We start from the raw sequence: 22084 nt of genomic DNA, 5'->3' as shown, positions 1-22084 counted from the left end.
GTGCAAGGTATACTGCCCCTCTTACCCTCAAAAGCTTGTGCATCAACGACCTGGTTATGATCGTAATCTCTGTTCTGGCCCTGGCGTTTTATCTGCTGGCCATCATCGCCTCCCTGCATCTGTTACTGAGCGCCAAGCCGGTAGGACAGCGCTCCCTCTTTGCCTGCATCGGACTGGCCCTGATCGCCCATGCTACCGCCCTCGGAACCGAGGTGTTGCAAGGCTCCGGCCAGAACCTGAGCATGCTCAACGTGGCCTCGCTGGTGAGTCTGATCATCAGCACCTTCATGACCTGCATTACCCGCCGCTTCAACGGCTGGATCCTGCTGCCGGTTGTCTACAGCTTTTCGGCGCTGCTGCTGGCGGCCAGTGCCCTCATTCCCGGGCGCTATATCACCCACCTTGAGGCCCATCCCCAGCTGTTGCTGCATATCGGTCTGGCGCTGATGGCCTACTCGGTATTGATGATCGCCTGCCTGTTTGCTCTTCAGCTCGCCTGTCTGGACAAGCAGCTCAAGTCGAGAAAGATCAGCCAGTTGCCAGCCATGCCCCCCTTGATGACCGTCGAGAAGCGGCTGTTCCAGCTCATCTCTGCCGGCGTGCTGCTGCTGACCCTCTCCATCGCCTCGGGGCTCTTCTTCCTCGAAGACATGTTCGCCCAGGGCAAATCCCACAAGGCCGTGCTCTCCATCATCGCATGGTGCATCTACGTGCTGCTCTTGTGGGGCCATCACACCTATGGCTGGCGTGGCCGCAAGGTGGTCACCCTGAGCCTGATCGGCAGCGTCATCCTGACCCTGGCCTATTTCGGCAGCCGCTTCGTCAAAGAAGTGCTGCTGAGCTGATAACCGTTAGTCACACCATCTACAGGAGCCCTTTTTGGACAGCATCTCAACGAGCACACTACTGATTGTTCTCGTTATCTTGATCCTTCTATCCGCCTTCTTCTCCAGTTCCGAAACCGGTCTGATGTCCATCAACCGCTACAAGCTGCGGCATCTGGCACAGACCAAACACAAGGCGGCCCGTCGGGTAGAGAAGCTGCTGTCACGCCCGGATCGGCTGCTTGGCCTCATCCTTATCGGCAACAACCTGGTCAATATCCTCGCCTCCGCCATTGCCACCATCGTCTGTATCAGGCTGTTCGGCGATCTCGGTGTCGCGGTGGCCACTTTTGGCCTGACGCTGGTAGTGCTGGTATTTGGTGAAGTGACTCCCAAGACGCTGGCTGCCATGTTCCCCGAGAAGATTGCCTACCCCGCCTCCTGGATCCTCAAGGGGCTGATGGTGCCGCTCTCCCCGCTGGTCTGGCTGATCAACGGCATCACCAGTGGTCTGCTCAAGATGCTGAAGATCACGCCAAACAAGGATGACTCCCTCAACACCGAGGAGCTACGCACCATAGTCAACGAGGCGGGCAGCCTGATCCCCCAGCGCCATCAGGAGATGCTGCTCAGCATTCTGGATCTGGACAAGATGCTGGTCGAGGACATCATGGTGCCCCGCAGCGATATCTATGCCATCGATATCAATGACGACTGGAAGAGCATCCAGCGCCAGCTGGCTCACTGTGCCCACACCAAGATCCTGCTCTATCGCGACAGCATCGACGACGTGGTGGGCTTTCTACACGCCCGCGACGCCCTGCGGTTGATGGCCCGGGATCAGTTCAACAAGTCGAGCCTGCTGCGGGAAGTGGACGAGATCTACTTCATTCCGGAAGGTACGCCGCTCAACGTGCAGCTGGCCAAATTCCAGCGCAACAAGGAACGAATTGGCCTGATCGTTGACGAATATGGCGACATTCAGGGGCTGATCACCCTGGACGACATTCTGGAAGAGATAGTGGGCGACTTCACCACCTCCATGACGCCGACTCCGAGCGACGAAATCCATCCCCAGCCGGACGGCTCGTTTCTGGTGGAAGGCTCGGCCAGCGTGCGCGAGCTGAACAAGGAGATGAACTGGCATCTGCCCATCGACGGACCGCGCACCCTCAATGGCCTGATCCTCGAATATCTGGAGGAGATCCCCCAGCCTAATATCGGGATCCGGCTGGCGGGCTACCCCATCGAGATCCTCGAAGTCGAGAACAACATGGTCAAAATGGCGCGGATCATGCCGGCTTCCTACCGGGCTGCAACTGCACCGCAGAATTGAAAAAGGGCTGCCACTGGCAGCCCTTTTTCATTGCAACTCGTCACTGTTCATCTTCGTCATCCGGCTCCAGTACCAGCGTCGGGATCAACTCGCCAAACACCCTCTGCAGCTCGTCACGATTGGCCAGCAAATCCTGCAGGGTGTAGCTGTCCATCACCGCCAGAAACGCATCCATCGCCTCTTTCAGCGCATTCTTGAGCAGACAGACAGAGACGATGTGACAGGCGGGCGAGCCGCAATCTATCCCGTCCAGATTCCCTTCCAGCGCCCGGATCACCTGCCCGATATTGATGGTAGCGGGATCGCATGCCATGCGGATCCCCCCATTCTTGCCACGCTGGGATTGCAGATAGCCCAGCTTCACCAGCTGATTGACCACCTTCACCATGTGGTTGCGAGAAACGTCGTACAAGGCAGAGACCTTGGCTACGCTCGAGAGCTCCCCTTCCGGCAGGGTGGCAAGGTAGAGCAGGGCTCTCAATCCGAAATCTGTATAACTGGTTAGTCTCATAAAGCCTGATTAGCGCGATGCGAAAAGTGGAGTATTGATTCAAATCAAATAAACATCTAGGATGCCACTTATTAAATGGCATTTTAGATGTTTAATTAACGACGAGGCTCCCTATGCTAGACCAAACCACCATTGCCGTCATCAAAAGCACCATTCCTCTGCTCGAATCAGCCGGCCCGGCGCTGACGCAGCACTTCTACCAACGGATGTTCAGCCATAACCCGGAGCTGAAAGATATCTTCAATCTGGCCCATCAGCGCAGCGGTGGTCAGCCACTGGCGCTGTTCAACGCCGTCGCTGCCTACGCCAAAAATATCGACAATCTGGGGGTGCTGGCCGGCGCGGTCGAGCGGATTGCCCACAAGCATACCGGATTCCTGATCCAGCCAGAACAATATCACATTGTAGGTAGTCATCTCTTGGCCACGCTCAAAGAATTGGGCGGAAGTGCGGTCACTGACGAGGTGCTGGAGGCATGGGGCAAGGCATATGGCGTGCTGGCCAACATCTTCATCGGCCGCGAGCGGGAGATCTATCAGGAGAAGGCGAACCAGAGCGGCGGCTGGCAAGGGACCCGCAGCTTCATCATCAAGGAGAAGCGAGCCGAGAGCGAGCTTATCACCTCCTTCCTGCTGACACCGGAAGATGGCAAGCCGGTGCTGACCTTCCAGCCGGGCCAGTACCTCAGCATCAAGCTGGTGCACCCCGAACTCGAACATCACGAAATCCGCCAGTATTCGCTCTCGGATGCGCCAAATGGCCGCGACTATCGCATCAGCGTCAAGCGCGAGCCGCAGGGTCAGGTCTCCAACCTGCTGCACGACCGGCTGCAAGCGGGCGACAAAATCGAGGTAATGCCCCCCACCGGCGATTTCTACCTGAAAGCGGATGGCCAGACGCCGGTTGTGCTGCTCTCGGCCGGGGTCGGTCTCACACCCATGATGAGCATGCTCAACCAGCTGCTGGCGAGCGGGCATCTGGCCGGCATCACCTGGCTGCACGCCTGCGAGCATGGACGTGTCCACGCCTTCCGGGAAGATATCCGCAGCAAAATCAGCCAGCACACCAATCTGGTCAGTCGGGTCTGGTATCGGGAGCCCGCAGAGAGCGACAAGCAGGGAGAGGATTACGACTTCAGCGGCACCATGGATCTGAACGCAGTGAAGGAGCGCATCACACCAGAGGCCCACTACTACTTCTGCGGCCCGCTCGGTTTCATGCAGGAGGTGAAGCGACAGCTGACTGAGGCCGGGATCCCCGCAAGCCAGCTCCATTACGAAGTTTTTGGCCCCCACCAAGATCTATAACAGCCGGGTAGCCATATAACGAAAGGAGGTTCCAGCCTGTCATGGCACGGCGGCAGGAACCGGACCCACAGGTGCAGACCTGTGGGTCATTTTTTGGGTCAGTGCATCGCCTTGGCGCGGGCCACCACGTTGGCCGGCATCCGGTTGCCAAGCCGACTCAACAGACTGGCTGCCTTCTGGTGCAGGGCTTTATCACCGATAACGGAGCCGTGCAGCCAACGGTAGGCATCCTCGTAATCGAGCGGGCTCCCCATCCCCTGCAGCAGCATCTCGACCCACTCCATGCGAGCCCGCAGAAAACCGAGGCTGGCAGCCTCACGCATCAGCGTCTCGGCGCGAACCAGATCCTTCTGCACCAGCGTCCCTTTCCAGTAGTAGCGGCCCAGCTGCTCCAGCGCGGGAGCCAGCCCCTGATTGGCCGCTTCCCACATATATTGCACACCCAGCTCGGCGTTGGACTTGGTACAGACGCCCCAGGCCAGCATATCCCCCCAGAGAAACTGGTAGGCAGGGATCTTCATCACCGACGCCCGCGCCTCGATATCCTGAGTCAACTGGCAGCGATCCTGTTTAACCTGAGTGAGGTGACGACCCTGCTCGATCCAGTTGAGCAGCTCGTCCTGACGATAGATGGCCACCGCCTGCAGGTCGCCGGTATTCAAAGGTGCCACCGAAGGCGCCGGTTCGGCAGGTGGCGCGGCTGGCACGGGGGCTGAAGCGGGCTCTGTAGCCGGAGCTGGTACCACAGGATCGACTGGCAGCAGCACAGGCGCAGGGGCCGCAGTCACAGCTGCCGACGGAGCCGCCTCACCGGTAGCTGCGGGAGCAGGTGCCGTCGCGTCGGCTGGCAACAACACGGGAGCCGGAGTAGCAGTCGCCGCTGATGCTGGCGCCGTTTCGCCAGCGGTGGCGGGAGCAGCCGGGGCAGCCGGCACCGGCTCGGCGGCATAAAGAGGCGCGCCAGCCAGACAGATAAGGGAGAGAAGGGTAAGGGGTTTCATCATAAGGGATCTCCTGCTGCTCTCTGTTATCGGCCACAACCCCCATCTCCTTAAGCTGGCGGGAGCCCAACAATGCAAAAGGGAGCCGAAGCTCCCTTTTGATGCGGTCATGCCGCTTATTTGACGAAGTCGACCCCCAGCTGGATATCGGCTTTCAGGGTGGCCAGCATCCCTTCCATCGCTTCCTGCTCGAAGGCACTCAGCTTGCCGTAGTCCAGCACGGTTTCAACACCGTTCTTGCACAGCAGGATGGGCTGTGCAAAGAAGGTAGCGTGTTCGCCGTTGCCTTCAACATAGGCACACTCGATAACATTGGCTTCGCCCTGCAGGCCCTTGATGAGCGACAGACCGAAACGGCAGGCAGCCTGACCCATGGAGAGGGTGGCGGAACCGCCACCGGCCTTGGCTTCAACCACTTCGGTACCGGCGTTCTGGATACGCTTGGTCATGGCAGCCACTTCTTCGGCAGTGAAGGAAGCGCCTTCAATCTGGGAGAGCAGCGGCAGAATGGTCACGCCACTGTGGCCACCGATGACGTTGACGCGAACCTTGTCCACGTTCAGCCCTTTGGCGGCGGCGACGAAGGTCTCGGCGCGGATCACGTCCAGAGTGGTGACACCGAACAGGCGACGCTTGTCATAGACTCCGGCTTTTTTCAGCACTTCGGCGGCGATGGCGACGGTGGTGTTGACCGGGTTGGTGATGATGCCGATCAGCGCTTTCGGGCAGGCTGCCGCGCACTTCTCGACCAGATTCTTGACGATACCGGCGTTGATGTTGAACAGGTCGGAGCGATCCATACCCGGCTTGCGCGCCACACCGGCGGAGATCAGCACCACATCGGCACCAACCAGCGCAGGAGTCGGATCTTCACCGCAGAAACCCTTGATGGCGACGTCGGTAGGAATATGGCTGAGGTCTACGGCTACGCCCGGAGTGACCGGGGCAATGTCATACAGGCTCAGCTCGGAGCCGGCCGGCAGACGGTTTTTCAACAGCAGAGCAAGGGCTTGACCGATGCCACCAGCGGCACCCAGAACGGCAACTTTCATGATCAACTCCATGTTTAAGCGTAGGTTTAAGGTTATTTGTTCTTGTGCGCCCAACCTTAATGGATCCCCCCATAAAAAACAATCTGATAACAGTTGCAGTCACGGGTTCTGTGAGCCAAGAAACAGGCAGCGAATAAAAATGGGGAAAAATCCAAAAAATTGGAGGGGAAGCACAGTTTTTCTGCACTTCACCCTCCCATAAAGAGGTAGTTATGCCGACTCAGACCTGGAATGCCAACGCCCGCTTTTCACACCAGCGAAAACCAATTGTTAACAATCCGTTCATGGTGAGGTAGAGGGCCCCCGCGACGCCGAAGACGGCAAGGGTGTCATAGGTCTGGGCATTGAGCCCCTGCGCCAGCCCCATGATGTCCATGATGGTGATGGTACTGGCGAGGGAACTCCCCTTGAGCACCAGGATCACCTCGTTGGAGTAGGCGGGCACCAGATGACGGGCGGCATGGCGCACCTTCATCCAGAGGGTCTGACGACCGTTAAAACCGAGTGCACGGCACGCCTCCACCTCACCGGCCGGAATGGCGTCGAGCGCCCCCTTGAACAACCGGGTGGAGTAAGCCGCTGTGTTGAGGCCCAGCGCCAGCACGGCACAGAACCATGGCTGCTTGAGCAGCGGCCAGAGCGGGCTCTCTTTAAGCCACTCGAACTGACCCGGCCCGTAGTAGATGAGAAAGATCTGGATCAGCAGCGGCGTACCGGTAAAGAGCAACACCCACAGCTGCACCAGCTGGGTCGCTACCGGCAGCCGCAACTCCAGCACCCAGGTCATCAGGGCCGCCAACACGAAGCCGAGCAGCAGGCTGAACAGAGTCAGCTCCAGCGTGGTGAGCAGCCCACCCAGCAGGGTTACAAGATACTCTTGCATCGATTAGCCTCCGTAGCGACGGGTGTAGCGGGCCGCAAGACCGAGGCCATACTCGCTCACCAAACTGATGGCCAGATAGATGAGGGCGGCGGCGGCATACCAGGTGAAGGGCTCATAGGTACTGGCCGAGGCCATCTGCGCCTGACGCATCATCTCGTTCACCCCGATAAGCGACACCAGCGCGGTGTCTTTCAGCAGCACCAGCCACTGGTTGCCGAGGCCCGGCAGGGCGTGACGCCACGCCTGCGGCAACACGATGCGAAAGAAGATGTGACTCTTGCCAAGGCCGAGCGCCAGCGCCGCCAGCCGCTGCCCTGAGGGCACTGCATTGAGCGCCGCCCGCAGGGTCTGGGTCGCATAGCTGGCGAACAGCAGGGAGAGCGCCAGCACGCCGCAAGCAAACGGGCTGAACTCCACATACTCGCCGGTAATGAGGAACAACACCTGGGTCGAGCCAAAGTAGATGAACAGCACCACCAGCAACTCGGGCAGGCCACGGATCAGCGTGGTCAGGGTGGCCACCGGCCACACCAGTGCACGCTGCTTGCTGAGCTCGGCGGCACTGAACGCCAGTGCCAATACCATGCCCCCGACCAGTGATGCCAAGGCCAGCCCGAGGGTCATCCAGGCTGCATCCAACAACAGGCTCAACATGGCTTACTGCGCGAAGTATTTGTCGAAGATTTTCTGATAGGTGCCGTTGGCCTTGATCTCGGCCAGCCCCTTGTTCAGCTGAGTCAGCAGCTCCTGATTACCCTTGGCCACTGCGATGCCAAAGCCGGTACCGAAGTACTTGGTGTCCGTCACCGGTGTACCCACTACCGCATACTCCTTGTGCTGCTTCAGCCAGTCGGCAGCGACCGCAGTATCGGCAAATACACCGTCGGTACGGCCATTCATCATGTCAAGGAAAGCGCTCTGGTAGCTGGCGTACGGCACGGTCAGCAGACCCTTGCTCACCCAGTTATCCACCAGATAGGACTGGTGAGAGGTGCCGTTCTGCACGCCAACGGTCTTGTCGACCATCTCTTCCGGCCCCTTGAAGGCCCCTTTCTTGGCGACGAATACCGCCGAGTTCTCGTAGTAGATGTCGGAGAAATCGACCTGAGCAGCGCGCTCCGGAGTCACGTCCATGGCGGCGATGGCGGCATCGTAGCGACGGAATTTCAGGCTGGGGATCAGGCTGTCAAAAGCCTGGTTGTGGAAGCTGCACTCCAGCTTGGCCTGCTCGCAGATGGCGCGAGCCAGATCGATGTCAAACCCCTGAAACTCGTTCTTGTCATCCAGGTATTCGAACGGCGCGTAGGTAGCCTCGGTGGCAAACTTGATCTCCTTGGCCATGACGGAGGTACTCAACAGGCCCATGGCAGCAACCAACAACAGACTCTTTTTCATGACAGCTTCCTTATCGATTCAATATCAATGCATCAAGAATTCGGCAAACCGGCTGGTTTGCGGGGATTGGAAAATGGCAGCGGTGCCGGATTCGATGATCCGCCCCTTCTCCAGATAAATCACCTGACTGGCCACCTTGCGGGCAAAGTCGACCTCGTGGGTCACCACTACCTGGGTAATGCCGGTCTGGCTCAGGTTGCGGATGATCTCGGCCACCTCTTTGGTGATCTCGGGATCGAGGGCGGCGGTCGGCTCGTCAAACAGCAGCACTTCCGGGTCCATCATCAGGGTACGGGCAATAGCCACCCGTTGCTGCTGGCCGCCGGAGAGACGGGCAGGCCAGGCATCGCGCTTGTCGGCCAGTTGCAACTGGGCCAGCAGATAGGCCCCCTTCTCGATGGCGGCCTCCTTGCTCATTCCAAGCACCTTGACCGGCGCTTCAATCAGATTCTCCATCACGGTGAGATGTGGCCAGAGATTGTACTGCTGGAACACCATGCCCACCTTGCGGCGCAGCAGTTGGCACTGGCGGTTGAATTCGGCAGCAGAGAGGGAGTTCGGGAAAGAAAATTCACTTTCACCAATCCGCAAAACACCCGCATCCGGGGTATCCAGCAGGTTCATCATCCGTAGCAGGGAACTCTTGCCAGCACCGCTCGGGCCCAGCAACACCAAGGTTTCACCGGGGGATGTCCGAAAGCTGACCTGTTGCAGAACCGGCACCTTGTGCCAGGACTTCTCGATACCTATTAATTCAATACCCATACAGCCCAATTGAATAAGTTTTCAAAATTTCATCCCGATTCTATCCCTAATAGAGGTTGATGCAAGCCATTTTTGAATCAATATGCAGAACAAGCGCCGCTTCCTTGCAAAAAACGGCATATGAATGCAAAATGGCCTCGCTGTTCGTATCTGCCGCCTGTCTCGCACAGGCCGCCACACCTCCTCATTCGTGAGACCAAGATGAAACACAACGACAAGCAAGAAAAACTGGCCAAGGCCTTTAAAGCCTTGCTGAAAGAAGAGCGCTTTGGCTCCCAGGCAGAGATCGTCACTGCCCTGCAAGAACTGGGCTTCGAGAACATCAACCAGTCCAAGGTATCGCGCATGCTGAGCCGCTTCGGCGCCGTTCGCACCCGCAACGCCAAGATGGAGATGGTCTACTGCCTGCCGGTGGAACTGGGCGTGCCCACCACCTCCAGTCCGCTCAAGAATCTGGTGCTGGATGTCGACCACAACGGCGCACTGGTAGTGATCCACACCAGCCCGGGCGCAGCCCAACTGATCGCCCGCCTGCTCGACTCCCTCGGCAAGGCAGAGGGGATCCTCGGTACCATCGCCGGTGACGACACCATCTTCATCACCCCGACCAGCGACACCGATATCGAAGAGCTCTACCTCTCCGCCCTCGAGCTGTTCGAACAGACCCCGTAATGGTCTACCGCGTCATCGCGGTCACGCCAGAACGAAAAATCCCGGCCAAGGCCGGGATTTTTGTTTGGTGAGCCAGCAGATCGGGAGTCTATTCTGCCCCCTCTCTCTGCGCCCATCCTCGCGATGTTGATCGAGATTGTTGCACTTCTCACTGGCATAAATTGATATTCGTTGCATCTGCGAAACAATCTAGCCAGCAGCGTCAGCAGCTCTCGGAGCATGACAAGCCACCCCCACCGCCCGATCTCTTGGCAACCGGACGCTCTCTGCGCACTTGGCGGCACGAGGGGGAAGGTGGCGCTGTCACAGCCGCTATTACTTGCCCTGCGCCATCAAAAAACCTTCCGACGGGGCGAAGAAGGCGGCGCCAGTCACTGCCTTGGTGAAGCGCAGCAGGTGGTCGAAGTGGCTGCCCTCCCCCTTGTACATGCTGGCCAGCATGGCGTTGAAGTGCTGCTGAGTGCGGCAGCAGGAGATGAAGTAGAGCCCCTGCTCAGTCATGGTGCCCCAGGGCATGCTCTGGCGCAGGATCTCCATGGACTCCCCTTTCGGGGTCTTGAGGTTGACCCGCTTGATGTGGGCGGTCAGCGGCTTGGCGGCAGACTCATACTCGATGTTGTCGGGCTTGGTGCGACCAATGATGTCTTCCTGCTCTTTCTGCGCCAGCTTCTCCCAGTCGCTCATGGCGTGGACCCAGCGCTGGACGTGAATGTAGGAGCCACCGGCAAACTCGCCCTCGGCCAGCAGCGCCACTTCGGCACGGTGCTCATCCTGCGGGTTTTCGGTGCCGTCGACGAAACCGGTCAGGTCACGGCAATCCAGATTGCGGAAACCGCGCACCTCTTCGGCCAGCTCTACCACTCCGGCCAACAGCGCCATCACGCGGTGACCTGCGTGGTGCAGCACGTCGACCCGATCGGCACGCAGCTGAATGAAGAGATCAAACGGGGTGTTGGGGGCTTCCTGACCGTTGGCGGATTGCGCCATAAAGCTGCGGAACTGGGGCGGACGGGCCGCAGGGTAGAGACCATCCCAGGCATCGGCGCCGACGGCAACCAGACCGCTGAAACCGGCCTCGGGGAAATCGGCGGCGACCGCCTGCCACAAGGCGGGCAGTTTGGCCAGACGGCCGACCAGTTCGGCGGCATCGCCGGTGCGATTGAACATCAGATAGAGGGCGTGCAGATTCGGCTCTGCGCAGATCCCGGCTTGGGCTTTCATATATCTCTCCCCTGAGTAGGCGTTAGCGTTATGGGCTATTAGCGTTGCGCGATTATAAACCAGAGCAGCTCCAGTTCTTTGATTTCACGACGATATCACGCGTTCAGGGTAAAGGGTCAAACAACACCAGCGTGTGAGGCGCCACCCGGATGCGGGCCCGCATTCCCTCAAGAGGCTCGCCAATACTCGCCTCCAGCTGCAGATCGCCACACTCGAACAGCACCCGGCAGTGATGGCCGAGGAACTGCTGCTCCACCACCTTGAGCTCGCCCTCCGCGGCGCTCTCCAGCAGCAGTTGCTGGGGTCTGAGCATCAGCTGCAACTGCTCACCCACCGCCCGACCATGGGGTTCGCTGCCACAGATGACCCCGAGCACCGTCTGCACGCAGTGGCTGTCCACCACCTCGGCCGCCAGATAGTTGACCCCACCGAGAAACTCCGCCACGAAGCGGTTTTGCGGGCGGCGATAGAGCTGCTCCGGCTGGCCCACCTGCTCGATATGACCTGCGCGAAACAGTGCCAGCCGATCGGCGAAGGCAAACGCCTCCTCCTTGCTATGGCTGACGAAGATGGCGCCGATCCCCTGCTGCTTGAGCAGGGCACGGATCTCCAGGATCAGCTTCATCCGCACCTGGGTATCGATGTTGGAGAAGGGCTCATCCAGCAGCATCAGCCGAGGCTTGCACACCAGCGCCCGGGCGATGGCCACCCGCTGCTGCTGACCGCCGGAGAGCTGGTGCGGATAACGATCCCCCAGCCCCTGCAGATTGACCAGCGCCAGCGCCTCGTCCACCTGCTGCTGGCGGGCCCGGCGCTCAAGTTTGGTCAGACCGAAACCGACGTTGTCGGCCACCGTCAGGTGGGGGAAGAGGGCGTAATCCTGAAAGATCATCCCGATATTGCGCGCCTCGGGCGGCACGCTGGCACCGGGCCCATCGAACAGGGTATCGCCGAGGCGAATCGAGCCCTCTGCCAACGGCAACAGCCCGGCGATGGCCTTGAGCAGCGTGGTTTTGCCGCAGCCGCTGGCCCCCAGCAGGCAGACGATCTCGTTGTCTGCCACCGTCAGGGAGAGCTGTTCCAGCACATTGCGGCCGTTGTAACGGCAGCTGACATTTTCAACCTGCAAACAGGACAAGGCTGACTTCCTCTTGTTTCTGGCGGCGCACTACCTTTCGCTCAAGCACACCGCATGCAATTTCATTGGCCGACGTGGCGACTCAGTGGCCCGGGCTGTCCAGACTGCGATTGACCCAGATCAGCGGCAACAGACCCACCAGCACGATGACGATGGCCCCCAGCGCGCCGCGCTCCAGCATCTCGTCCGAGACGAACTGGTAGACGTGGGTCGCCAGGGTATCGAAGTTGAACGGCCGCAGCAGCAGGGCGGCAGGCAGCTCCTTCATGGACTCGATGAACACCAGCATGGCACCGGCAAACAGGCCGCGCCGCACCAGCGGCAGATGGACCCGCCGCAGCATGGCGCCATCTCCCTGCCCCAAGGATCGGGCCGCCATATCGAGGCTTGGGGAGATCTTGCCCATGCTGCTCTCCACCGAGCCGATGGCGATAGCCACGAAGCGCACCAGATAGCCGAACACGATGGCGGTAATGGTACCGGTCAGCAGCAAGCCCGGGCCCTGACGCCCCAACCATTCGGCCAGATCGTTGATGGCAAAGTCGAGGGCGGTGAGTGGCACCAGCACCCCGATGGCGAGCACGGTACCCGGCATGGTGTAACCCATGGCGGCGAGGCGCAGGGGCAACAGACTCTTTATCCCGCCATCGAGGCGGCGGAAGAAGCCGAGCAGCAGGGCGATGCCCATCGCCAGCAGGGCGGTCAGCGCCGAGATAAGCAGACTGTTGCCAGCGAAGCGGACGAACTCCGGTGTCCACGACAACTCGAAGTAGCGCACCCCGTAATCGAGCAGGATGACGAACGGCAGGCCGAAACCGGCCAGCACCAACCCCCAGCACCAGAGACCGGCCAACCAACGGCCCATCCCCTTGAGCGGATAGCGCAGCGGCTGCTCATGACCCATGGACTTCTGGAACACCTGCTGCCGACTGCGAGAGCGTCGCTCCAGCGCGATCAACAGCACCACAGCCAGCAGCATCAGGCAGGAGAGTTTCGCCGCGGTGGCCAGACTGCCGTAGCCGAGCCAGGTGTCGTAGACCGCCGTGGTCAGGGTGTTGATGGCAAAGAAGTGGACGGTGGCAAAATCTGCCAGCGTCTCCATGGCCACCAGCGACACGGCCACCATGATGGCGGGGCGCGCCAGCGGCAGACTGAGACGGCGAAAGCTCTGCCAGGGGGTACAGCCGAGCAGGCGGCTGGAGTGGATCAGGCTGACTGACTGCTCGAGAAAAGAGGCGCGAGTCAACAGATAGACATAGGGGAACAGCACCAGCGCCAGCACCCAGGCAGCGCCGCCAAGGGAGCGAATGGCCGGAAACCAGTAATCGGCCGGACTGTTCCAGCCAAAGAGTGCGCGCAACCCGGCCTGTAGCGGGCCCGAGTAGTCGAGCAAGTCGGTATAGACGTAGGCGACGATATAGGAGGGCATGGCCATTGGCAGCATCAAGGCCCACTGCAGGGCACGGCGCCCCGGCACCTGGCACATGGCCACCAGCCAGGCGGTGGGCACGCCAAACAGCAGGCTGAGCAGCACCACACCAACCACCAGCCCCAGGGTATTGGCCAGATAGTCGAGCAGCACGGTATCGGCGAGGTGGCGAAACAGATCTCCCTCAGCCGAGAAGGCAGAGAAAACAAGGGCAATAACCGGTAAAGCCAGCAGCAGGGCGGTGGCCCAGCTGCCGGTAATCCATCCAAAATTTTTCATGAGACCACAGAGGTTGATGGGGCCGTTGGCCCCATCTGATTACAAGTCGAACTTCACTTCATCCAGCAACTGCAAGGCGTCCTTGCGGTGCTTGGCGTAATCGCTGACCGGTAGCGCGTCAGACTTGAAACTGCCCCAGGACTTGACCATGGCGGAAGGCTCGACCCCGGCCTTGACCGGATACTCGGCATTCACGTCGGCATACATGTGCTGGGCGGTGTCACCAGCCAGAAACTCCATCAGCTTCTGGGCGGCCTCTTTGTTCTTGGCATACTTGGTCATGGCCACGCCACTCACGTTGACGTGGGCACCGCGGTCAGCCTGGTTCGGGAAGTTGATGTAGACCGCATCCGCCCAGGACTTCTGCGCCGGATCTTTCAACATGGCGCCCAGATAGTAGCTGTTGCCGAGCGACACGTCGCAGATGCCATCCTTGATCGCCTTGACCTGATCCCGGTCGTTGCCCTGCGGCTTGCGTGCCAGGTTGGCCTTGACCCCTTCCAGCCAGGTTTTGGTCTCGGCCATGCCGTGATGGACGATCATGGAGGAGACCAGCGCCACATTGTACTCATGCTTGCCGCTGCGGGTGCAGATTTTCCCTTTGAATTCCGGCTTTGCCAGATCTTCGTAGCTGATGGTGTCGAGCTTGCCGAGGCGATCCTTGCTGGAGTAGATGGCACGCACCCGGGTGGTCAGGGCGAACCAGCGGTTCTCCGGATCGCGATAGCTGGCGGGGATGTTCTCCTGCAGGATTTTGCTGTCCACCGGCTGCACCAGCCGCTTGTCTACCAGATCGGTCAGACGGCTGATATCGGTCGTCAGCATCAGGTCAGCCGGAGAGAGCTTGCCTTCCCGCTCCAGACGCTCGTTCAGCCCCTCTTTGGCGAACACCACGTTCACCTTGATGCCCGATTCCTTCTCGAACTGCTGGATGATGGGCTTGATCAGCTCATCCTGCCGGTTGGAGTAGACATTCACCTCTCCTGCCGCCAACGCAGACTGGGCTGCCAATGCAGAGAAAGCCAGTGCCAGCATCTTCATTTTCATCATCCATTCCTTGAGTTGCTAAACCGAGTGAGAACAATTTCCGTTTGCATTCTGCATATTCCAATTGCGAGATCAAGGAGGAGTGGCGGGGGAAGTTCACATATTTAAACGCGCCATAAATAAAAGGGCCGGATAGAATCCCATCCAGCCCCAATCGGGTTTTGCCATGGCAAGTGATGTGACAAACCGGCGATCAGAGCGCCTCTTCGTCGTTCTCGCCGGTACGAATACGCACCGCCTGCAACAGGTCGTATACGAAGATCTTGCCGTCACCGATCTTGCCGGTATAGGCAGCCTTGCAGATCGCCTCGATCACCCCCTCCACATTGTCATCCGTGGTGGCGATCTCCAGCTTCACCTTGGGTAAAAAGTCGACCTGATACTCGGCCCCCCGGTATAATTCGGTGTGTCCCTTCTGGCGGCCAAATCCCTTGACCTCGGACACGGTCAACCCCTCCACCCCCAGGTTGGCAATGGCCTCGCGGACATCGTCCAGCTTGAACGGTTTGATAATCGCACTAATCAGTTTCATCTGGTTGCTCCCAATCCATGGTGTGTCATAAACCGGGAATCAATTCTTGTGCCAAGTATTTTTATTATTAAATTTCATAAAGATAGCGTCTAATTGCGGAGCAACACCCAAAGCGAGCCAGGATCGGCCTGCCACGCGCCCCATAATGAGGCACCACGCTGTGGCGGCCAGCGCCTCTGCACCAAACAAGAGCACAGCAGTATGTTAGTCATCTCCAACAGCGTTACCCTCCCCTGGCATGAGCTGCAATTCCAGACCATGCGGGCCCAGGGCAACGGTGGCCAGCACGTCAACAAGACCGACTCCGCCGTCTGGTTGCGCTTCGATTACCGCAACTCCCCCAGCCTGACCCCGCTCTACAAGGAGGGGCTCGACAAGCTGAGCGACAGCCGGGTGCACGACGGCTTTATCCTGATCCGGGTCGAGAGCCATCGCAGTCAGGACATGAACCGCAAGGAGGCGATGAGCCGTCTGGTGGAACTGCTGAAAAAGGCGGCGTGGCGCCCCAAGGCCCGCCATGCAACCAAGCCGACCCGCAGCTCCCAACGCAAACGGGTCGATGCCAAGAAGCGCAAGGGGGAGATCAAATCGACCCGCGGCAAGCTGGTTTTGGACTAACCCTGACCCGAGGATGACAGCATGAAATACAGTTTTTGCGACAGCACCCATGGCCCTCTGCTCATCGCCATCGATCGGGATGGTCTGCGCTATGTGGAGTTCGTGCGGGGGGAACAACCAGTAACTCCGACCAATGAGTGGCAACGGGATGATCTGGCGCTGGCTCCCTTCGTCGAGCAGTTCGCCGCCTACTTCGCCGGTCGTCTGCAGCAATTCGACCTGCCGCTGGCCGTCCGTGGCACGCCATTCCAGCAGGCGGTATGGCGCGCCCTCTGTGACATCCCCTACGGCGAAACCGTCAGCTATCTCGATATCGCCCGGGCCATCGGCAATCCCAAATCGGTCAGAGCCGTGGGAGCCGCCAATGGCCGCAATCCGCTCAGCATCATAGTGCCGTGCCACCGGGTGATCGGCCGCAGCGGCGAGCTAACCGGTTATGCCGGCGGCATTCCCATCAAACGCTGGCTGCTGGAGCTGGAGCAGCGTCACGCACCGTTTGTTCTTACCCCGTGAGTCTCCTGCTCTGACAATAGCCAAATGTTACGGCAACCGACGTTGGTCACCTTGCTGACAAGATGAACAGAGGATGAAGAATTGTCTCAGAACTACTTCAGATAGAAGCTGGCATGATGGCTCCATACTTGAGTGGCACGGCTCATTCACCACTCCAAGTAGCACCCATGTGACGCTTCCAATCTGTCTTTTTTCCCCAGCGCCTCCCTTGAGGCGCTTTTTTTGTGTCCGGAAGTATTCGTCTGCAAAGAGAAGGGGGAAGGCTGAAACGGCCTTCCCCCTTGTTGCTACCAGACGATGACCGGATCAGGATTCTCGCGGAGCGACAAACTGCAGCTCAGGTGCCGAAGATGTAAGCACGTCGGCGCAGTAATCCCAGGTCGAGATGCGATAGTGCTGCAAATCTTCGTCCAGATGCAGACCGTCCGACTCCTGATGAAACCAGCTGGCGAAACGGGATGGGGTGATGAGCTGGATCTGCTCTTCGATGGCGTGGCTATCCTTCCCCTCCGCCAGATCGCAATCTTCGATCACCCGCAGGGCGTAGATATGGCGGAAATAGACCCGGCAGAGGATTTGCGGAGGCAGATCGATGCTGCGCGCCCGACCCAGCATGATGGTCAGGGAGTCGCTCCAGAGATCCTGATGCAGCTCGGCAACGACCAGTCCGGGTGGAAGCTGGCGGGACGGAGCCCAAGGTACGGCAACCTGCCGAATGGCATTTTTCTGTTCCATACAAACCTCGCGACGACTCACTCCCTGTCTTGAGTCTATCTGAACCACATAGTCCCCGCGAAGGCAATCGATGGACAATAAAAACGGCAATAAAAAAGCCGACGTATCAAACGTCGGCGAATAAAAAGTGCTTACAACAGAGGATTCACATATTCAGACCCGCGGGTCGAAAGATTGGTTCCCTCTTTTTGTAATTAATTTTCGGCGCGTTTAAACACCAGGGTATTGGCGTCTGACTCTTCCGGCACGAAGTAGTAGCCATCGGCGTTGAAACCGGTCAGCTGTTCCACCTCGGTCAGGCGGTGCTTGATGATGTGGCGGGCCATCATGCCACGCGCCTTCTTGGCGTAGAAGCTGATGATCTTGAACTGGCCGTTCTTCTCATCCTTGAACACCGGGGTGACGATCCGCCCTTTCAGGCTCTTGGGTCGTACCGACTTGAAATACTCGTCGGAGGCCAGATTGATCAGCACCTCATCCCCCTGTGCCACCAATGCCTCATTGAGGTGGTGAGTGATCACCTCACCCCAAAACTGGTAGAGATCCTTGCCGCGGCCATTGTCGAGCTTGGTTCCCATCTCAAGCCGGTAGGGCATCATCAGATCGAGGGGGCGCAGCACACCGTAGAGACCGGAGAGCATTCGCAGATGCGCCTGAGCGAAGTCAAAATCAGCCTCGCTGAAATCTTCTACTGCCAGCCCGGTGTAGACATCCCCCTTGAAGGCCAACAATGCCTGACGGGCGTTGGTCGGGTTGAAATCAGGCTGCCACTCGGCAAAGCGAGCGGCGTTGAGACCCGCCAGCTTGTCGCTGATCTTCATCAGGGTGGCAATTTGATCCGGGCTCAGTTGGTGAGCCCGCTTGATGAGCTCTGCAGAGTGATCCAGCAGCTCGGGTTGGGTGAATCGGGTTGTCACCAGCGGTGACTCGTAATCCAGCGTCTTGGCCGGGGAGACCACAATCAGCATAAGGTTCCTTTATGGCGAGGGGCCGAACGGCAGAGCGGCCCCATGATTCATTCATCCAGCGTCACATTGTCCAGCGTACCGGTACCAAGCTGATCTCGGCCGGAAAGCTTGATCAGCAGCCGCAGGTCGTTGGCCGAGTCGGCATGGGCAAGGGCCTCACTGTAGCCAATCTGGCCGGAGCAGAACAGGTTGAACAGCGATTGATCGAAGGTTTGCATGCCAAGCTCGGTCGATTTGGTCATCACCTCCTTGAGACGGTGCATCTCCCCCTTGCGGATAATGTCGGTGATAAGCGGGGTGTTGAGCAGGATCTCGAATGCGGCGCAGCGCCGCTTGCCATCCACGCTCGGCACCAGTTGCTGGGCGACAATAGCCTTGAGGTTGAAAGATAGATCGAACAGGAACTGGCGATGCTTCTCCTGCGGCACCAGATGCAAAATGCGATCCAGCGCCTGGTTGGCGTTGTTGGCATGAAGGGTCGCGAGGCAGAGGTGACCTGTCTCGGCGAATTGCAGGGCAAACTCCATGGTCTCAGAGCTTCTGATTTCGCCGATCAGGATCACGTCCGGCGCCTGACGCAGCGAGCTTTTCAACGCCACATCGAACGACTCGGTATCGATCCCCACCTCCCGCTGGGTGATCAGGCTGCGGCCATGCTGATGGACAAACTCCACCGGGTCTTCCACCGTCAGAATATGGCCGTCGGCATTCTGGTTGCGATAACCAATCATGGTCGCCTGGGTGGTCGATTTGCCCGCCCCGGTGGCGCCAACAAACAGCACCAGTCCGCGCTTGGCCAATGCGACCTCCTGCAGGATCACAGGCAATTGCAGGTCATCGAAGGTTGGGATGCGGGTCTCGATACGCCGCACCACCATGCCCGGCAGCTCCTGCTGCCAGAAAGCGCTGACCCGAAACCGACCCAAGGTTTCGCGATGGATGGCGTAGTTGGCCTCCTTGGTGCGGATATAGCGCTCGAAATGCTCGGGGCTCAGGGTCTCCCTCACCAGCGTCAAGGCAGCCTTTTTATCGAGCACTTCGCCCCCCAAAGAGAGCAGATGGCCGTTCACCTTGAGGGTGGGGGGCGTCCCCACCGTCACAAAGAGATCCGACCCTTTTTTCTCCACCAGCTGGCCCAGCAGTTCATCCAGATTCATCATCGATCCCTCCCTGGATCCGGCATCATCAGATGCTGTTGGGGTCAACCGCCTTGGCCTTGGCATCGAGAGACGCGACCATGCCACGGCTGACCAGCTGTTTGAGGCTCTGATCCATGGTCTGCATGCCGTGGGTCATCCCGGTCTGGATCACCGAGTAGAGCTGGGCAATCTTGTCCTCCCGAATAAGGTTACGCACCGCCGGGATCCCCATCATGATCTCGTGGGCGGCCACCCGACCGCCGCCAATGCGCTTGAGCAGGGTCTGGGAGATAACCGCCCGCAGGGATTCGGAGAGCATGGAGCGCACCATGTCTTTCTCCGCGCCGGGAAAGACGTCGATGATACGGTCGATGGTCTTGGCCGCCGACGAGGTGTGCAGGGTACCGAACACCAAATGGCCGGTTTCGGCTGCGGTCATGGCGAGGCGAATGGTTTCAAGATCGCGCATCTCGCCCACCAGAATGATGTCAGGGTCTTCCCGCAGTGCCGAGCGCAGGGCATTGCTGAAGCTCTTGGTATCGCGGTGCACTTCGCGCTGGTTCACCAGACAGCGCTTGTTCTCGTGCACAAATTCGATAGGGTCTTCGATGGTGAGGATATGGTGATGGAAGTTCTCGTTGATGTAGTTGACCATGGCCGCCAGCGTGGTCGACTTACCGGAACCGGTCGGCCCGGTCACCAGCACCAGACCACGCGGGAACTCGGCGATCTTGCGGAAGATCTCCGGCGCATCGAGATCTTCGAGGCTCAGCACTGTGCTGGGGATGGTACGAAATACCGCGCCCGAACCACGCGCTTGCTGGAAGGCGTTGACCCGGAAACGGGCCAGATTGGGCACCTCGAACGAGAAGTCGACCTCGAAATTCTCCTCCAGCTCCTTGCGCTGGTGATCGTTCATGATGTCGTAAATGAGGGCGTGCACTTCCCGATGTTCGAGGGCGGGCAAATTGATCTTGCGAACCTCGCCATCAACCCTGATCATCGGGGGAACCCCGGCTGACAGGTGTAGATCCGACGCTTTATGCTTTACACTGAAAGCCAATAACTCTGTGATATCCATAGATTTGTCATTCTCCCATCACAAGATCACTAACGAAACATGAACCAGATTGCCCAGCACCTGCTTCAGGTAAAAGAACGTATTGCCCTAGCAGCCAGAGGGGCGAGCCGCAATCCGGAGCAGGTCCGGTTGCTTGCGGTCAGCAAAACCAAACCCCTTGAGGCCCTGATGGCCGCTCACGCTGCCGGCCAGCGCTGCTTTGGCGAATCCTACGCTCAGGAAGCGGCCACCAAGATCGACACCCTGCGCCAGCAACCCGAATATAACGACATAGAGTGGCACTTTATCGGCCCTTTGCAATCGAACAAATCCAGGCTGGTTGCCGAACGGTTCGACTGGGTGCAAAGCGTGGACAGAGAGAAGCTGATCGAACGTCTGAACAATCAGCGCCCTGCCAGCATGGCACCGCTAAATGTTTGTCTGCAAATCAATATTAGCGGAGAGAGCAGCAAATCCGGAACGTCGGAACAAGAGATTTTCCGCCTCGCCGAACTGGTTTCTCAAAGTGAGCGGCTGGTGCTGCGCGGGCTGATGGCCATTCCCGAACACACCAGTGACGAGACCATATTGGCCGCCCAAATGGCCCGTATGCAGACTCTGTTCACCGAGCTTGCGCGACAATACCCGAGCGTCGATACCCTCTCGATGGGGATGACCGAGGATCTTGAACTGGCGATCGCCCACGGCAGCACCATGGTGCGGGTCGGCACCGCTATCTTCGGCGCCCGCGACTACTCATAAGCCGGTGCGCGAGCGCATGCAACGCACGCCGCGTGCCAGCGCCCCACCAAGCAACAGGAGCCTTTAATGCAACAGCACAGGACGCTCGCCTTTATCGGCGCAGGCAACATGAGCCGCAGCATCATCGCCGGTCTGGTCAAAGCGGGTTATCCGGCAACGCTTATCACTGCCGCCAACCCGAGCCAGCCCAAACTGGATGCGCTAGCCAACGACTACGGCATTCGCACCACCCGGTCCAATGCCGAGGCTGCCCGCCATGCCGAGGTGATCGTGCTGGCGGTCAAACCACAGCTGATGGCCGGCATGCTGGCAGCACTTGTTGCCGAGCTGGGCTCCCTTGCGGGCAAGCTGCTCGTCTCCATCGCGGCCGGCATCAAGGTTGCTCGCCTTGGCGAGATGGCCGGTGGTCACGACCGCATCATCCGTACCATGCCCAATACCCCGGCCCTGCTGGGTCTGGGTATGACTGGCCTCTACGCCCCCAAGCATATTGCCGCCAGCGATCGCGACTTTGCCGAGCAGATGATGCAGGCGGTCGGCAAGACCCTCTGGGTGGAGCAGGAGTCTGGCATCAACAGCATCATCGCCGCAGCCGGCAGCGCCCCGGCCTACTTCTTCCTCTTTATGCAGGCGATCGCCGAAGAGGCAGAAGCGATGGGCTTCTCCCCCGAGCAGGCACGCCATCTGGTGCAGCAGACCGCCCTCGGTGCGGCGGCCATGGTGGAGCAAAATCCCGAACTGTCGCTGCAAACCCTGCGTGAGCAGGTCACCAGCAAGGGCGGCACAACCGCCGAAGCCATCAAGACATTCCAGCAGCAGGGGCTGATGCCGCTGACTGCCAACGCCATGCAGGCAGCCGTCGCTCGCGCCGCCGAAATGGAAACTCTTTTCTGACAG

General features: G+C 59.3%; 24 protein-coding genes. 8 read left to right on the top strand and 16 right to left on the bottom strand.

Annotated elements, in window-relative coordinates:
- Positions 1–56 precede the first annotated feature (56 nt).
- Both LG31_RS0108610 and LG31_RS0108605 read left to right on the top strand, forming a co-directional pair.
- Positions 57–845, top strand: coding sequence for a cytochrome C assembly family protein (locus LG31_RS0108610; RefSeq protein ID WP_033114091.1), 789 nt, complete (start codon positions 57–59; stop codon positions 843–845).
- 34 nt (positions 846–879) lie between these two features.
- Positions 880–2160, top strand: a complete 1281-nt coding sequence (locus tag LG31_RS0108605; RefSeq protein WP_033114061.1) for an HlyC/CorC family transporter — start codon at positions 880–882, stop codon at positions 2158–2160.
- A gap of 40 nt (positions 2161–2200) precedes the next feature.
- Here LG31_RS0108605 and LG31_RS0108600 read toward each other — a convergent pair whose 3' ends face one another.
- On the bottom strand, positions 2201–2671 hold the full coding sequence (locus LG31_RS0108600; RefSeq protein ID WP_033114060.1) for an Rrf2 family transcriptional regulator: 471 nt from the start codon (positions 2669–2671) through the stop codon (positions 2201–2203).
- A gap of 113 nt (positions 2672–2784) precedes the next feature.
- Between LG31_RS0108600 and hmpA the strand changes: the two genes are divergently transcribed.
- A complete protein-coding gene (gene hmpA, locus LG31_RS0108595; RefSeq protein ID WP_033114059.1) occupies positions 2785–3978 on the top strand; it encodes an NO-inducible flavohemoprotein in 1194 nt (397 codons plus the stop codon).
- A gap of 98 nt (positions 3979–4076) precedes the next feature.
- Here hmpA and LG31_RS0108590 read toward each other — a convergent pair whose 3' ends face one another.
- The 6 genes from LG31_RS0108590 to LG31_RS0108565 form a co-directional block, all read right to left on the bottom strand.
- Entirely contained in the window at positions 4077–4685 is a 609-nt protein-coding gene (locus tag LG31_RS0108590; RefSeq protein WP_033114058.1) for a tetratricopeptide repeat protein, read from the bottom strand.
- Between the two features lie 410 nt (positions 4686–5095).
- Positions 5096–6031, bottom strand: coding sequence for a malate dehydrogenase (mdh, locus tag LG31_RS0108585; RefSeq protein ID WP_033114057.1), 936 nt, complete (start codon positions 6029–6031; stop codon positions 5096–5098).
- Between the two features lie 220 nt (positions 6032–6251).
- Positions 6252–6914, bottom strand: a complete 663-nt coding sequence (artM, locus tag LG31_RS0108580) for an arginine ABC transporter permease ArtM (protein WP_033114056.1) — start codon at positions 6912–6914, stop codon at positions 6252–6254.
- A 3-nt stretch (positions 6915–6917) separates the two neighbouring features.
- Positions 6918–7568, bottom strand: coding sequence for an arginine ABC transporter permease ArtQ (gene artQ / locus LG31_RS0108575; RefSeq protein WP_033114055.1), 651 nt, complete (start codon positions 7566–7568; stop codon positions 6918–6920).
- A gap of 3 nt (positions 7569–7571) precedes the next feature.
- The gene (locus tag LG31_RS0108570; protein WP_033114054.1) at positions 7572–8309 is read right to left on the bottom strand and encodes a transporter substrate-binding domain-containing protein; all 738 of its coding nucleotides are present in this window, start codon (positions 8307–8309) and stop codon (positions 7572–7574) included.
- Positions 8310–8333: 24 nt separating this feature from the next.
- Positions 8334–9074: an ATP-binding cassette domain-containing protein gene (locus tag LG31_RS0108565; RefSeq protein ID WP_033114053.1), complete on the bottom strand. Its 741-nt coding sequence runs from the start codon at positions 9072–9074 to the stop codon at positions 8334–8336.
- 201 nt (positions 9075–9275) lie between these two features.
- Here LG31_RS0108565 and argR point away from each other — a divergent pair, with 201 nt between their 5' ends.
- Positions 9276–9746 (top strand): transcriptional regulator ArgR, encoded by a 471-nt coding sequence (argR, locus tag LG31_RS0108560; protein WP_005340378.1) that lies wholly within the window; start codon positions 9276–9278, stop codon positions 9744–9746.
- Between the two features lie 315 nt (positions 9747–10061).
- Here argR and LG31_RS0108555 read toward each other — a convergent pair whose 3' ends face one another.
- The 5 genes from LG31_RS0108555 to glnK all read right to left on the bottom strand — a co-directional run bounded on the left by LG31_RS0108555 (position 10062) and on the right by glnK (position 15392).
- On the bottom strand, positions 10062–10967 hold the full coding sequence (locus tag LG31_RS0108555; protein ID WP_033114052.1) for a Dyp-type peroxidase: 906 nt from the start codon (positions 10965–10967) through the stop codon (positions 10062–10064).
- Between the two features lie 103 nt (positions 10968–11070).
- Positions 11071–12105, bottom strand: coding sequence for an ABC transporter ATP-binding protein (locus LG31_RS0108550; RefSeq protein ID WP_033114051.1), 1035 nt, complete (start codon positions 12103–12105; stop codon positions 11071–11073).
- Positions 12106–12187: 82 nt separating this feature from the next.
- Entirely contained in the window at positions 12188–13813 is a 1626-nt protein-coding gene (locus LG31_RS0108545) for an ABC transporter permease (RefSeq protein WP_033114050.1), read from the bottom strand.
- Between the two features lie 39 nt (positions 13814–13852).
- Complete coding sequence (locus tag LG31_RS0108540) at positions 13853–14860, bottom strand: Fe(3+) ABC transporter substrate-binding protein (protein ID WP_152598358.1); 1008 nt, start codon at positions 14858–14860, stop codon at positions 13853–13855.
- Positions 14861–15053: 193 nt separating this feature from the next.
- Positions 15054–15392, bottom strand: a complete 339-nt coding sequence (gene glnK / locus LG31_RS0108535; RefSeq protein ID WP_033114048.1) for a P-II family nitrogen regulator — start codon at positions 15390–15392, stop codon at positions 15054–15056.
- Positions 15393–15593: 201 nt separating this feature from the next.
- Between glnK and arfB the strand changes: the two genes are divergently transcribed.
- Both arfB and LG31_RS0108525 read left to right on the top strand, forming a co-directional pair.
- Positions 15594–16010, top strand: coding sequence for an alternative ribosome rescue aminoacyl-tRNA hydrolase ArfB (arfB, locus tag LG31_RS0108530; RefSeq protein WP_033114047.1), 417 nt, complete (start codon positions 15594–15596; stop codon positions 16008–16010).
- Positions 16011–16031: 21 nt separating this feature from the next.
- Positions 16032–16523 carry a methylated-DNA--[protein]-cysteine S-methyltransferase gene (locus tag LG31_RS0108525; RefSeq protein ID WP_033114046.1) on the top strand — a complete coding sequence of 164 codons (492 nt, stop codon included), beginning with the start codon at positions 16032–16034 and terminating at the stop codon, positions 16521–16523.
- 306 nt (positions 16524–16829) lie between these two features.
- Here the strand turns inward: LG31_RS0108525 and LG31_RS0108520 are convergent, their stop codons facing one another.
- From LG31_RS0108520 to tapT, 4 genes are all read right to left on the bottom strand, one after another.
- Positions 16830–17258, bottom strand: coding sequence for a hypothetical protein (locus LG31_RS0108520; protein ID WP_033114045.1), 429 nt, complete (start codon positions 17256–17258; stop codon positions 16830–16832).
- A gap of 194 nt (positions 17259–17452) precedes the next feature.
- Positions 17453–18226, bottom strand: a complete 774-nt coding sequence (yaaA, locus tag LG31_RS0108515; RefSeq protein ID WP_033114044.1) for a peroxide stress protein YaaA — start codon at positions 18224–18226, stop codon at positions 17453–17455.
- A gap of 47 nt (positions 18227–18273) precedes the next feature.
- Entirely contained in the window at positions 18274–19383 is a 1110-nt protein-coding gene (gene tapU, locus LG31_RS0108510; protein WP_033114090.1) for a type IVa pilus ATPase TapU, read from the bottom strand.
- 28 nt (positions 19384–19411) lie between these two features.
- Positions 19412–20446 carry a type IVa pilus ATPase TapT gene (tapT, locus tag LG31_RS0108505; protein ID WP_033114043.1) on the bottom strand — a complete coding sequence of 345 codons (1035 nt, stop codon included), beginning with the start codon at positions 20444–20446 and terminating at the stop codon, positions 19412–19414.
- 39 nt (positions 20447–20485) lie between these two features.
- Between tapT and LG31_RS0108500 the strand changes: the two genes are divergently transcribed.
- Both LG31_RS0108500 and proC read left to right on the top strand, forming a co-directional pair.
- The gene (locus LG31_RS0108500; RefSeq protein ID WP_033114042.1) at positions 20486–21187 is read left to right on the top strand and encodes a YggS family pyridoxal phosphate-dependent enzyme; all 702 of its coding nucleotides are present in this window, start codon (positions 20486–20488) and stop codon (positions 21185–21187) included.
- 66 nt (positions 21188–21253) lie between these two features.
- Entirely contained in the window at positions 21254–22081 is an 828-nt protein-coding gene (gene proC, locus LG31_RS0108495) for a pyrroline-5-carboxylate reductase (RefSeq protein ID WP_033114041.1), read from the top strand.
- Positions 22082–22084: the final 3 nt, after the last annotated feature.

Origin of the sequence: Aeromonas lacus, assembly GCF_000764665.1 — a bacterium.
GTDB classification, from domain to species: Bacteria; Pseudomonadota; Gammaproteobacteria; order Enterobacterales; family Aeromonadaceae; genus Aeromonas; species Aeromonas lacus.
This window is presented reverse-complemented; position numbering and strand designations above follow the sequence as displayed.

Bases quoted from the DNA above. Each gene is read 5' to 3' on its own strand.
- LG31_RS0108610 (WP_033114091.1), top strand. From the start codon at position 57: ATGATCGTAATCTCTGTTCTGGCCCTGGCGTTTTATCTGCTGGCCATC.
- LG31_RS0108600 (WP_033114060.1), bottom strand. From the start codon at position 2,671: ATGAGACTAACCAGTTATACAGATTTCGGATTGAGAGCCCTGCTCTAC.
- hmpA (WP_033114059.1), top strand. From the start codon at position 2,785: ATGCTAGACCAAACCACCATTGCCGTCATCAAAAGCACCATTCCTCTG.
- mdh (WP_033114057.1), bottom strand. From the start codon at position 6,031: ATGAAAGTTGCCGTTCTGGGTGCCGCTGGTGGCATCGGTCAAGCCCTT.
- artM (WP_033114056.1), bottom strand. From the start codon at position 6,914: ATGCAAGAGTATCTTGTAACCCTGCTGGGTGGGCTGCTCACCACGCTG.
- artQ (WP_033114055.1), bottom strand. From the start codon at position 7,568: ATGTTGAGCCTGTTGTTGGATGCAGCCTGGATGACCCTCGGGCTGGCC.
- LG31_RS0108570 (WP_033114054.1), bottom strand. From the start codon at position 8,309: ATGAAAAAGAGTCTGTTGTTGGTTGCTGCCATGGGCCTGTTGAGTACC.
- LG31_RS0108565 (WP_033114053.1), bottom strand. From the start codon at position 9,074: ATGGGTATTGAATTAATAGGTATCGAGAAGTCCTGGCACAAGGTGCCG.
- argR (WP_005340378.1), top strand. From the start codon at position 9,276: ATGAAACACAACGACAAGCAAGAAAAACTGGCCAAGGCCTTTAAAGCC.
- LG31_RS0108555 (WP_033114052.1), bottom strand. From the start codon at position 10,967: ATGAAAGCCCAAGCCGGGATCTGCGCAGAGCCGAATCTGCACGCCCTC.
- LG31_RS0108545 (WP_033114050.1), bottom strand. From the start codon at position 13,813: ATGAAAAATTTTGGATGGATTACCGGCAGCTGGGCCACCGCCCTGCTG.
- LG31_RS0108540 (WP_152598358.1), bottom strand. From the start codon at position 14,860: ATGAAAATGAAGATGCTGGCACTGGCTTTCTCTGCATTGGCAGCCCAG.
- glnK (WP_033114048.1), bottom strand. From the start codon at position 15,392: ATGAAACTGATTAGTGCGATTATCAAACCGTTCAAGCTGGACGATGTC.
- arfB (WP_033114047.1), top strand. From the start codon at position 15,594: ATGTTAGTCATCTCCAACAGCGTTACCCTCCCCTGGCATGAGCTGCAA.
- LG31_RS0108525 (WP_033114046.1), top strand. From the start codon at position 16,032: ATGAAATACAGTTTTTGCGACAGCACCCATGGCCCTCTGCTCATCGCC.
- LG31_RS0108520 (WP_033114045.1), bottom strand. From the start codon at position 17,258: ATGGAACAGAAAAATGCCATTCGGCAGGTTGCCGTACCTTGGGCTCCG.
- yaaA (WP_033114044.1), bottom strand. From the start codon at position 18,226: ATGCTGATTGTGGTCTCCCCGGCCAAGACGCTGGATTACGAGTCACCG.
- tapU (WP_033114090.1), bottom strand. From the start codon at position 19,383: ATGAATCTGGATGAACTGCTGGGCCAGCTGGTGGAGAAAAAAGGGTCG.
- tapT (WP_033114043.1), bottom strand. From the start codon at position 20,446: ATGGATATCACAGAGTTATTGGCTTTCAGTGTAAAGCATAAAGCGTCG.
- LG31_RS0108500 (WP_033114042.1), top strand. From the start codon at position 20,486: ATGAACCAGATTGCCCAGCACCTGCTTCAGGTAAAAGAACGTATTGCC.
- proC (WP_033114041.1), top strand. From the start codon at position 21,254: ATGCAACAGCACAGGACGCTCGCCTTTATCGGCGCAGGCAACATGAGC.